Source organism: Pseudomonas sp. RL, assembly GCF_000647775.1.
Lineage (GTDB): Bacteria > Pseudomonadota > Gammaproteobacteria > Pseudomonadales > Pseudomonadaceae > Serpens > Serpens flexibilis.
On sequence record NZ_JBOY01000043.1, the window covers coordinates 1 to 9,188 of the forward strand.

The 9,188-nt window shown below is 67.4% G+C and carries 9 protein-coding genes and 1 pseudogene; 6 read left to right on the top strand and 4 right to left on the bottom strand.

The annotated features are described in order from the left end of the window. Positions 1–810, top strand: an 810-nt coding sequence (locus AS93_RS0108110) for an FAD-dependent monooxygenase (RefSeq protein WP_027590152.1), incomplete at its 5' end; no start/stop codon positions are given. Positions 811–813: 3 nt separating this feature from the next. On the opposite strand, the gene AS93_RS0108115 is transcribed toward AS93_RS0108110, so the two are convergent. Continuing rightward, positions 814–1,296 carry a hypothetical protein gene (locus AS93_RS0108115; protein ID WP_027590153.1) on the bottom strand — a complete coding sequence of 161 codons (483 nt, stop codon included), beginning with the start codon at positions 1,294–1,296 and terminating at the stop codon, positions 814–816. A 180-nt stretch (positions 1,297–1,476) separates the two neighbouring features. On the opposite strand from AS93_RS0108115, the gene AS93_RS0108120 reads away from it, so the two are divergent. The 4 genes from AS93_RS0108120 to gcvH all read left to right on the top strand — a co-directional run bounded on the left by AS93_RS0108120 (position 1,477) and on the right by gcvH (position 5,846). After that, on the top strand, positions 1,477–2,478 hold the full coding sequence (locus tag AS93_RS0108120) for an extracellular solute-binding protein (RefSeq protein WP_027590154.1): 1,002 nt from the start codon (positions 1,477–1,479) through the stop codon (positions 2,476–2,478). 107 nt (positions 2,479–2,585) lie between these two features. Beyond that, positions 2,586–4,196 carry an iron ABC transporter permease gene (locus AS93_RS0108125; protein ID WP_027590155.1) on the top strand — a complete coding sequence of 537 codons (1,611 nt, stop codon included), beginning with the start codon at positions 2,586–2,588 and terminating at the stop codon, positions 4,194–4,196. 152 nt (positions 4,197–4,348) lie between these two features. After that, positions 4,349–5,428 (top strand): glycine cleavage system aminomethyltransferase GcvT, encoded by a 1,080-nt coding sequence (gene gcvT / locus AS93_RS0108130; RefSeq protein ID WP_027590156.1) that lies wholly within the window; start codon positions 4,349–4,351, stop codon positions 5,426–5,428. Between the two features lie 34 nt (positions 5,429–5,462). Further along, a complete protein-coding gene (gene gcvH / locus AS93_RS0108135) occupies positions 5,463–5,846 on the top strand; it encodes a glycine cleavage system protein GcvH (RefSeq protein WP_027590157.1) in 384 nt (127 codons plus the stop codon). 138 nt (positions 5,847–5,984) lie between these two features. Here gcvH and AS93_RS0108140 read toward each other — a convergent pair whose 3' ends face one another. Continuing rightward, positions 5,985–6,284, bottom strand: coding sequence for a DUF2388 domain-containing protein (locus AS93_RS0108140; RefSeq protein ID WP_027590158.1), 300 nt, complete (start codon positions 6,282–6,284; stop codon positions 5,985–5,987). A gap of 46 nt (positions 6,285–6,330) precedes the next feature. Further along, positions 6,331–7,908, bottom strand: a complete 1,578-nt coding sequence (locus AS93_RS18960; RefSeq protein WP_051587392.1) for a L,D-transpeptidase family protein — start codon at positions 7,906–7,908, stop codon at positions 6,331–6,333. Positions 7,909–8,087: 179 nt separating this feature from the next. Between AS93_RS18960 and AS93_RS0108150 the strand changes: the two genes are divergently transcribed. After that, positions 8,088–8,798 (top strand): murein L,D-transpeptidase catalytic domain family protein, encoded by a 711-nt coding sequence (locus tag AS93_RS0108150; RefSeq protein ID WP_027590159.1) that lies wholly within the window; start codon positions 8,088–8,090, stop codon positions 8,796–8,798. 123 nt (positions 8,799–8,921) lie between these two features. On the opposite strand, the pseudogene AS93_RS0108155 reads toward AS93_RS0108150, so the two are convergent. Continuing rightward, positions 8,922–9,188 (bottom strand): annotated as a pseudogene (locus AS93_RS0108155) (type II/IV secretion system protein); the annotation flags it as partial.

The window sequence follows — 9,188 nt, forward strand, 5'->3', positions numbered from 1 at the left end:
CGCCTGCAGCAGGGCGAGGCCGGCTGGCGGGTGAGCCTGGCCGATGGGCGCGAACTGCAGGCGCCGCTGCTGGTGGCCGCCGATGGCGCCAATTCGGCGGTGCGCCGCATGGCCGGTTGCCAGACCCGCGAGTGGGACTATTTCCACCACGCCATCGTCACCAGTGTGCGTTGCGCCGACGAGCACGGACTGACCGCCTGGCAACGCTTCACCGACGACGGCCCGCTGGCCTTCCTGCCGCTGGACCGCGACGGCGACCGCCACTGGTGCTCGATCGTCTGGTCGTGCACCCCGGGCGAGGCCGAGCGGCTGATGGTGCTGGACGAGCCGGCCTTCCGTGCAGAGCTGGGCAAGGCGTTCGAGTCCCGCCTGGGCGAGGTGCTGGAGGTCGATCCGCGTGTCTGCATCCCGCTGCGCCAGCGTCACGCCAAGCGTTACATCGCGCCGGGGCTGGCCTTGATCGGTGACGCCGCGCACGTCATTCATCCCCTGGCCGGACAGGGCGTGAACCTGGGATTCCTGGATGCCGGCGTGCTGGCCGAGGAGTTGCTCAAGGCGCGGGCGCGAGGCGAAGCCCTGCACAGCGAGCGCGTGCTGGCCCGCTTCGAGCGCCGGCGCATGCCCTACAACCTGGCGATGATGGCGTCCATGGAAGGCTTCGAGCGGCTGTTCCAGGCCGACTTGCCGGCGCTGCGCTGGCTGCGCAACGCCGGTCTGCGTCTGGCCGACCGTCATCATCTGCTCAAGTCGCTGTTCGTGCGTCAGGCCCTGGGCCTGGACGGCGACCTGCCGGAGCTGGCGCGGGGCTGAGCCTTACCAGCTCAGCAGATCGCTGCCGAAGGTGATCATGTAACCGGCGGTGCCCAGGATCGCAAACTGGGCACTGACGCGCCGGTACTGATAGCCGAGCGCCGGAATCACGCCGACGCCAACGCCGTCCCGGTTGACCGGGATCTTGTCCTCGTACTCGCCCTTGTAGCCCAGCAGTGGGCCGGCGGTCAGCTTGGCGTAGAGGCCAGGCACCTGCTCGTCGAACGACCAGCGCCGGCCCACGTAAAAGTACTGGCTGGGCTGATGGTAGGAGTTGTGGAACCACATGGCTCCGGCCAGCCAGCGGTCTGGATTTTCCACCTCCAGGCCGAACAGGTCGGGCGTGTCATTGTGAAGGGGATCCGGCTTCCAGTGGTGAACGTAGGGGCCGTAGTGAAGGCTCAGCACATGGGAAGCCTGAGCCTCGGCGCCCAGTGCGCCCAGGGCGATGAGCGCGCAGGCGGCGCGAATAACAGAATGTTGCAAGGGACAGCCTTACTGCAGGAAACAAAAGGGGCGTCGGCGAACCGCTGACGCGGGGCGGGGCCGACTGCAATATCCGCACCACGCGAGTGGTATTTACCTGCGGCGAAACCGCGCGTTGTGGTGATAAGTGATAGTCACTATCATCTGGGGCAATTTCCTACCAAAACGAGAGGCATTGCCATGCGGGTCAGTAACGCGCTGTTTGCCACCCTGGCGCTGGGTGTCTGGATCGGTCAGGCCCAGGCCGCCGAGGATGTGGTGGTCTACTCCTCGCGCATCGACGAGTTGATCAAGCCGGTGTTCGACGCCTACACCCAGGAAACCGGTGTGAAGGTCAAGTTCATCACCGACAAGGAAGCTCCTCTCATGGCGCGCATCAAGGCCGAAGGCGCCAACACGCCGGCCGACCTGTTGCTCACCGTGGATGCCGGCAACCTCTGGCAGGCCGAGCAGATGGGCATCCTGCAGCCGCTCAAGTCCGATGTGGTGGCCGCCAACATCCCGCCCCAGTACCGCGCTTCCAGTGGTGCCTGGACCGGCCTGTCGCTGCGCGCGCGGACCATTGTCTACTCCACCGAGCGGGTCAAGCCGGGCGAGCTGAGCACTTATGAGGCGCTGGCCGACGAGAACTGGGAAGGCCGCCTGTGCCTGCGCACCAGCAAGAAGGTGTACAACCAGTCGCTGACCGCCACCCTGCTGGAAACCCACGGCGCGAAGAAGACCGAGCAGATCCTCACCGGCTGGGTCAACAACCTGGCTACCGACGTGTTCTCCGACGACAACTCGGTGATCAACGCCATCGACGCCGGCCAGTGCGACGTGGGTATCGTCAACACCTACTACTTCGGTCGCCTGCATGCGCAGAACCCGGACCTGAAGGTGCGCCTGTTCTGGCCGAACCAGAACGACCGTGGCGTACACGTCAACCTCTCCGGCATCGGCCTGACCAAGTACGCGCCGAACCCGGAAGGCGCCCGCAAGCTGGTGGAATGGATGACCGGTGAAACGGCGCAAGCCATCTTTGCCGGCGCCAACAAGGAATTTCCGGCCAACCCGAAGGCACCGGTCTCCGAAGAAGTGGCCAGCTGGGGCAGCTTCAAGGCCGACACCATCCCGGTGGAAGTGGCCGGCAAGCGTCAGGCCGAGGCCATTCGTCTGATGGATCGGGTGGGCTGGCGCTGAGTCCAGCGCGCAACGGGCCGGTTGCCACCGGCCCATTGCCACTGTTTAACTTGCGCGCCCCGCTCCGTCCGGGGCGTCGTCGTTTCCGAGCCGCCAGGAGTTCGCGCGTGTCTCATCCGATCCAGCGCCGTTGGTACCCCGTAGTGTTCAGCGTGGCCGCCCTGGTCCTGCTGCCGCTGAGCATCCTGCTGTTCAGCTGGCATGAAGTGGACGGCGAGATCTGGAACCACCTTTGGGAAACCCAGATGGCCCGACTGATCGGCAATACCGGGATCCTGGTGCTGGGTGTCGGCGTCGGCGTGGCCATGCTGGGAGTGAGCCTGGCCTGGCTCACTGCGCTCTGCGAGTTTCCCGGTCGCAAGTGGCTGGACTGGGCGCTGATGCTGCCGTTCGCGATCCCCGCCTACGTGCTGGCGTTCGTGTTCATCGGCCTGTTCGATTTCTCCGGTCCCGTGCAAAGCCTGGCCCGTGACTGGTTCGGCAGCGGCATCCGTTTCCCCCGTGTGCGTTCCACCGGTGGCGTGATCCTGGTGCTGGTGCTGGTGTTCTATCCCTATGTCTACCTGCTGGCGCGCTCGGCCTTCCTGGCCCAGGGCAAGGGTCTCATGGAGGCTGCCCGCGTGCTGGGACAGTCACCCTGGCAGGCCTTCTGGCGGGTGGCATTGCCGATGGCCTGGCCGGCGATCGGCGCCGGCCTGGCGCTGGCGATCATGGAAACGCTGGCGGACTTCGGCGCCGTCGCGGTGTTCAATTTCGACACCTTCACCACCGCCATCTACAAGACCTGGTACGGCTTCTACAGCCTGACCGGCGCCACCCAGCTGGCCAGCCTGCTGCTGCTGGCGGTGATGCTGGTGCTGTATGGCGAGCGGCGCGCCCGCGGCGCCAGCCGTCCGGCCAGTGAGCGTCCGCGCGGGAAGGCGCTGTACCGGCTGAGCGGCTGGAAGGCAGCACTGGCCAGCGGCTGGTGCGCCCTGGTGTTCCTCTGCGCCTTCGTCATTCCGCTGCTGCAACTGCTGGTGTGGTTCTGGCAGCGCGGGCGTTTCGATCTGGACGAGCGCTACGCCGCCCTGATCCTGCACACCCTCTACCTGGGCGGCATGGCGGCGCTGATCATCGTTGCGGTGGCGCTGCTGCTGGCCTTCGCTCGGCGCCAGGCTCCGACCCGGGCGATCCGCTCCGGCGTGGGCGTGGCCAACCTCGGCTACGCGTTGCCCGGCGCGGTGCTGGCGGTGTCCATCATGCTCGCCTTCAGCTACCTGGACACCCACATCGTGGTGCCGCTGTCCGCCTGGCTGGGGGGCGCCGGCAAGCCGTTGCTGCTCGGCAGCCTCGGTGCCCTGCTGGTCGCCTACCTGATCCGCTTCCTGACCGTCGGCTACGGGCCGCTGGAAAGCAGCCTGGCGCGCATCCGTCCATCGCTGCCGGAAGCCTCGCGCAGCCTCGGTGTCGGCGGACCGGCGTTGTTCTTCAAGGTCTACCTGCCGCTGCTGCTGCCCGGCGTGCTGAGCGCGGCGCTGCTGGTGTTCGTCGACGTGCTCAAGGAAATGCCCGCCACCCTGCTGATGCGCCCGTTCGGCTGGGACACCCTGGCCGTGCGCATCTTCGAGATGACCAGTGAAGGCGAGTGGGCGCGCGCCGCGTTGCCGGCGCTGACCCTGGTGGCGGTCGGCCTGCTGCCGGTGATTTTGCTGATCCGCCGCTCCGCCCGGCGCTGAGTCTGCGGAACTTTCCGCGACCGGCCAGGGTCTTGTCTGGCCGCCGTGCCGGTCGGACCCCTTGTCGTGCTTTCGTAAGACCGGGCGGCTACAATGCGCGCCATTCGACGCAGCCGCGCCCGTCGCGGAGTCACGTCTGCAAGGAGAGACCCATGGGTGAACGTACGCCTCTGTACGACCTGCATCTGGCCCTCGGGGCCAAGATGATTGATTTCAGCGGTTGGGAGATGCCGCTGCACTACGGTTCCCAGGTGGAGGAGCACCATCAGGTGCGTCGCGAATGCGGCGTGTTCGATGTGTCCCATCTGTGCGTGGTGGACGTGACCGGTGCCCAGGCCCAGGCGTTTCTGCGGCGCCTGCTGGCCAACGATGTGGCGCGTCTCGATGCGCCGGGCAGTGCACTGTACAGCGTGGTGCTGAACGAACAGGGCGGGATTGTCGACGATCTGCTGGTCTACCTGACCGTCGACGGTTATCGGCTGGTCAGCAATGCCGCCACCCGTCAGCGCCTGGCCAGCTGGCTGCGCCAGCAGGCCGCCAGTTTCGCGGTGCAACTGCGCGAGCGCAGTGACCTGGCTATCCTCGCCGTGCAGGGTCCCGATGCGCGCGCCCGGCTCAGCGCCCAGGTGACCATTGCCCGCGCCGCGCTGATCAAGGAACTCAAGCCCTTCCAGGGACTGGAGGAAAACGGCTGGTTCATCGCGCGCACCGGCTACACCGGCGAGGACGGTCTGGAAGTCATGCTGCCGGCCAGCGACGCGGCGGATTTCTTCAACGACCTGGTGGGGGCCGGCATCGCGCCCATCGGGCTGGGTGCCCGCGATACCCTGCGCCTGGAAGCCGGCCTGGGGTTGTATGGCCAGGACATGGACGAGAGTGTCTCGCCGCTGGTCAGCAACCTGGCCTGGAGCGTGGCCTGGACGCCGGGACGCGATTTCATCGGCCGCGCCGCGCTGGAAGCCGAGCGCGACCTCGGTGTGGCGCGCAAGCTGGTTGGCCTGGTGCTGGAAGAACGTGGCGTGCTGCGCGCCCATCAGGCGGTGCGCGTGGAGGGCATCGGCGAAGGTGAGATCACCAGCGGGAGCTTTGCACCGACGGTGGGCAAATCCATCGCGCTGGCCCGCCTGCCGATGGCCGCCGGCGAGCGCGCCGAAGTGGAAATTCGCGGCAAGTGGCATCCTGTGCGGGTAGTCAACCCGCCCTTCGTACGCCACGGCCGCATCCTGATCTGAATGCCTGGCGACATCCAACAAGAGAGGAACCGACATGAGCCAAATCCCCGCCGATCTGCGATATGCCGCCACTCATGAGTGGGCACGCCTGGAGAACGACGGCATCGTCACCGTGGGCATCACCGACCATGCCCAGGAGGCGCTTGGCGATGTGGTGTATGTCGAACTGCCGGAAATCGGTCGCGTCCTGCAGGCCGGGGAGCAGGCCGGGGTGGTGGAGTCGGTGAAGGCCGCCTCGGACATCTATGCGCCGGTAGGCGGCGAGGTAGTGGCGGTGAACGGCGCCCTGGTGGACAGCCCGGAACTGATCAACAGCGAACCTTATGGCAGCTGGTTCTACCAGTTACGCCCGACCGACAGCGCCGAGCTGGACAAGCTGCTGGACGCCGCCGGCTACGAACAGGTTGCCAGCGCCTGAGTCCATTCCAGTCCCTTGGGGCCGGCTGACGCGCCTCGCCCCCACACGGTGCGCTCCCGCGCACTCGTGTGAGGCTCGCAGCTTCTCCAGCAGGGCCGGCTTTACGCCGGCCGCCGGAGTGGGGCGGTTCCCCATTTCCTATTCCTGCGCGAGCAGCGCCTCGGCCAGCTGCAGGTCGCTGTGCGCCGCGAGTTCCGGGCGGGTGTCGCGCAGGTGCCGCAACGCCGCTTCCAGGTAGGCGCCGCGTACCGAGCCTGCGCTGGCGACGAAGGCGCCGGCATCCTCCCTGGCCGCGACCACCAGTTTGTCGTCCTTGAAGGTCGAGTACAGCGAGGCGGAGATCCCTGCCGAAGTGGCATAGTCGCTGGCATCCCTGGCCAGGGTCAGGCCCGGCGCAACCAGCAGTGAGGCACAGAACAGTGCGGTGACGGAACGCATGGCGGCAACTCCTGAACGAAAGGGGGCAAGGCTGTCCCGATGCAGTTCAGAAGCGCGCAGTGGCGGCGGAGTTCCGCTGCCCCGGCGCAGGGTCACGTTCCACCAGGGCCTGCTGCAGCGCGGCATCCCGATGGTAGAGGTCGGGGCGAAAGCGCAATCGACCCTCGTTGTCCACCTCGGCGGTCCAGTAGGCCATGAGAATCGGCATGGGGCGCGCCAGACGGTACTCTTGGGTGCGCCCGCCGCTCAGCAGGCGGTTGACCCGCTCGTGCTCGCCTTCAACCAGCAGCAGATCGACCAGGCCCAGCGCGTGCTCCACCCGCACGCAGCCGGAACTGAAGGTGCGCTGTGCCTCGGCGAACAGTCGCTGGCTGGGCGTGTCGTGCAGGTACACGGAGAAGGGGTTGTCGAAGCGCAGCGCCACCTTGCCGAGCGGATTGCTGGGGCCGGCCGCCTGGCGCAGCAGAATGCCGCGCGGACGGGACCAGTCCACGCTGGCAGGGTTCAGGCGGCGCCCCTGGTGATCGAGGACGGTCATCTGGTGCCGGGCGAGGAAGCCGAGGTCGCGGCGAATCTCCGGCAGCTTGTCCTCGCGCAGGATGGTGGGCGGCACCGTCCAGGTCGGGTTCAGGGTCAGGCGCTCGATGCGCGACTTGAGTTGCGGGGTCGGACGGTCCGCGCGGCCCACCTGGGTACGCGTTTCCCAGGTCAGCAGACCCTCGCGATAGAGCAGCAGGCGCCCGCCGGCGATGTCCACCACCAGCAGGTTGGCTTCCATGTCGCCGGACAGCCAGCGCCAGCGCTCCAGGTTGACCCGCACCTGGGCGCGGCGCTGCGCGGGACCGATGTTCAGCTCGGCCAGGGTCGCCGGGCCGAGGATGCCGTCGTCCTTCAAGCCATGCTGTTGCTGGAAGCGCGCCAGCGCGGCGGCCAGTTCGGCATCGTGGCGCAGCGGATCGCTGCCGGACGGGGCGAGCGGCTCGGGCAGGTAACCGGCGCGGTGCAGGCTACGCCGCAGCAGCGGGGTGCGCGCATCCGTGCGTCCCGGACGCAGCAACGGACCGCTCGGTAGCGGCTCGAATTCGGCTAGAGGCTGGCTGCGCAAGCGGACGTAGTGATCACGCAGCGCCCGGTATTGCGGCAGGTCAGGGCGTGCCGCGTCGAACGCGCCAGGCAGGTCGTCCAGGCCGCGCACGGCCAGGCTCAGCAGGCTGGCCTGCCTGTCAATCTTGGGTTCTAGGCGCCAGAAGGGATCCAGTCCGGTGTGCGCCAGGCGGCCCTCGCTCAGGTGTTGCAGCGCGAGCAGATAGGCATGGCTGATGCGCAGTTCAAGGCAGGCCTGTTGCAGCGTGTCGCTTGCCGAGTCCGGCGAGCGAACCGGCAGGTACTCGGCGGGGTCAAGACCATCGTCGACCAGTGCTTCCAGCTGGCGGGCCAGATCGTCGCGGCGGCTGGCGGCCTGCCACTGCGGCTGATGACCGAGAAAGGCATAGAAGACTTCCAGTCGCTGACGAGCCTGCTGCTCGACGGGGACCGGGCACAGCGACTGCTCCAGCGCCTGGCGAAGCGGCGGCCCGACGCTGATGATGTCTTGAGCACCCCACGCGACAAGCGGAGCCGCCATCAGCCAGGTGCTCAAGTACAATGCTGCGCGTTTTTTATACAAACCAGCACTCCGGATACCTTCAAGGACGCCGCCAGCCCACACGGTGGCGCCCACTACAAGAGTTCGCGAAAAGTATAGGCAGGCTACCGCCGCTACGAGACAGGACGTCTGGAGTCGTAACCACGAGGCCTTCGCCCATGACCCTTCTGCGACGAGCGCTACTGCTCGCCGCCGGGCTTTGTTTGCCCGGTATGCCGCTGCTGGCGGCGGTTCCCTCCACGCCGCTGGCCGACGAGCTGTCGCGCAGCGCCCCGAAACTCAACAAGCAGGTCCTGGTCCATGCCCTTTCGGCCATGCAGTGCGCCGTCAATCATGGCGCCGAGGCTGCCGACCGCCTGGCGGTGATCGACTTCTCGCTGCCCTCCAGCGAGCGGCGGCTGTGGATCTTCGATCTGCGCAGCAAGCGCCTGCTGCTCAAGGACTACGTCGCCCATGGCAACAAGTCGGGCGCCAACGAGGCAACCGCGTTCTCCAACCGGGTCGGCAGTCACCAATCGAGCCTGGGGCTGTTCCGCACCGCGGAGAGTTACCGGGGCAAGCACGGCTATTCGCTGCGCATGGACGGCCTGGAGCCGGGCATCAACGATCGGGCCCGCGAGCGCGCCATCGTCATTCACCCCGCCGACTATGTGAACCCGCAGTGGATCGCCACCCAGGGACGCATCGGCCGCAGCCAGGGCTGCCCGGCGGTACGCCCGGAGGTCGGGCGCATGGTGGTGGACAGCCTCAAGGGCGGCCAGTACCTGTTTGCCTGGTACCCGGACCAACAATGGCTGCAGAGTTCCGCCTACCTGAACTGCGAGCCGGAACGGGTGGCCAGCATCCTCGGCCAGCGCACGGACGGTTGAGGCAGATGTAGGTCGGACAGCGCTTTTCTGGCCGCCGAAAGGGCGGGCACGAAGCAAGACCCTGTGCACTATGGCTGCCGAAGAGGCGCCAACCGCCTACGCCACTCCTGCGATGTCGCCCGGCTACGTCACCCGCAGCACCTCTTCCACGGTGGTGAGTCCGGCGGCGATCTTCTGCGCGCCGGACAGGCGCAGGCTGCGCATGCCGTCCTTGAAGGCGGCGTGGCGCAGGGCGTTGAGGTCCATGTCCGGGTTGATCAGCGGCTTGAGCGCATCGCTCAGTTGCAGGATTTCGTACACCCCGGCGCGGCCCCGGTAGCCGGTGTCGCGGCATTCCGCGCAGCCCACGGCGCGCTGGGCGCCACCGGGGGGCGCTGCGCTCCACGGCCA